This is a genomic window from Oleiphilus sp. HI0086 (assembly GCF_001635225.1).
The window spans coordinates 1-1688 of sequence record NZ_LWFZ01001410.1 but is presented as its reverse complement, the minus strand read 5'-3'; the positions used below and the strand labels follow the sequence as shown (position 1 = coordinate 1688).

At 43.3% G+C, this 1688-nt stretch carries 3 protein-coding genes; all 3 read left to right on the top strand.

Features of this window, described 5'->3' with window-relative positions; translation table 11 throughout:
* The coding region (locus A3756_RS28275; RefSeq protein ID WP_197481510.1) for a hypothetical protein at positions 1-193 on the top strand (193 nt) is incomplete at its 5' end.
* Positions 194-220: 27 nt separating this feature from the next.
* Positions 221-1249 (top strand): MucB/RseB C-terminal domain-containing protein, encoded by a 1029-nt coding sequence (locus A3756_RS23990; protein WP_068554720.1) that lies wholly within the window; start codon positions 221-223, stop codon positions 1247-1249.
* Positions 1250-1259: 10 nt separating this feature from the next.
* Positions 1260-1688: SoxR reducing system RseC family protein (locus A3756_RS23985; protein ID WP_068554900.1), on the top strand; the 429-nt coding region annotated here is incomplete at its 3' end.

Sequence of the window (1688 nt, the reverse complement as noted above, 5' to 3'; positions counted from 1 at the left end):
GAATATTTCTGCTGAAGGTGCGCTGCTTAAAGTTTCTGCGCAAGAGCCTAAGGTTGTTGTTGAGATGACTGAAGAGCAGGCGCGTCATTTTAGTCAGTATTTACTGAGGCATGCTGAACACTCGATACGTGGTACTCAGTCTGGTTTTATGCCTTTGGCTAGGGTTGCAAGTGTCAATTCTGTTGGAATATAAGCTGAGCTTGGAAGTGAAAATATCATCATGTTAATTGATTTGAATAAGCTTAATACTAAAGTTCTTCTGCGTGGGTTGTTGCTACTTTTTTGTCTTGTCGGTGCGCCGCTCTATGCTCAAGGCGCCAAGGAGGAATGGATTTATCAGTTTCCAAAGGAGCGCAGCGCCTGGGAAGCAATTGATTGGTTGATGTTTATGCAACAAGCCTCTGTAGAGCAGAACTATCGTGGACGCTTTATGTTCTCGAGAGGTGCTATGTCGAGTACCATGAGTGTTATTCACCAGTACGAGAAGGGTCTTGAGAAAGAGCGCTTAAAGCAACTCGATGGCGAGATGGGCGAAATTGTCCGTGATGGTGAGCGGGTAATGTGCGTCTTTCCGAATAACAGAGTTGTAGAGGTAGAAAACAGTCCTCTTTCCAATAACTTTACTAATAAGTTTGTTGGTTTTATGCCTGGTAAGAGTCATTACTCTTTAGTTCTTAAGGGGAAAGAGAGAATGATAGAGCGTTCATGTGTTGTGGTGGAAATATCTGCCAATGACGATGAACGTTATAGCTATAAGCTATGGATAGATGAAGAGAAAGGCCTGCTCCTAAAGTCTGAGTTAATTGACCAAGAGCATAAAGCCTTGGAGCGTTTCCAATACACACATGTAGAGTACCCAAATAATATTGACTCGACCGTTTTCGATGTAATGGGGGCAGGGAAAGCGATTAAGCATGAAATGATCAAAACGGCAGACAAAGGTATGTCCTGGTCGCGTTCCCTGATGTGGCAAGTTGAATTTTTGCCTAATGGCTATGAAAAGATAAATGGAGAGGCAAAAGAAGGTGAGCATGTAATGGTCTATAGTGATGGCCTGGCAACCTTCAGTATATTTATCGAGTCGGTTGATAAGGGAACTATGCCTGAAGGTGCGACACAGGTGGGTGCAACAACTGCCTATTCAACTGATCACAGTGTTGATGGTCATGACTATCATGTGACGGTTGTTGGCGAAGTTCCTGCTATGACTGCAATGAAGGTTGCGAAATCAGTCAAACCGATCATGTAAGGTTAGTTTAATGATTAAAGAAGAAGCTATAGTCATTGCTGATGACTCAACAACTAATGGGCGTATATCGGTTCGTATCGATAGAAAAAGTGCCTGTGAGAGTTGCCAGATGAAAGCGGGCTGTGGCCAAAAGCTAGTCAATGATAGTAGCCAACGAAAATGTATTGAGTTTGAGCTTGATAACGAGTTTGATGTACAAGTAGGGGATTATGTAACCCTCGCAGTTCCAGAGAAAACTTTCCTGCAGGCCTCCCTCGTGATGTATGTGCTTCCCTTGGTTTTAATGATTCTTTGTGCTGTGCTTGCGGAAAGTTATTTAGCCTTAAATGATGCCGCGACCTTGCTGGCGTCCATTTGTGGCTTTGGATTAGGGCTTTATTTGGCTAGACGTTTTGCTAGCGAGCATAAAAGTGATCCAGACTTTCAGCCACATATTGTA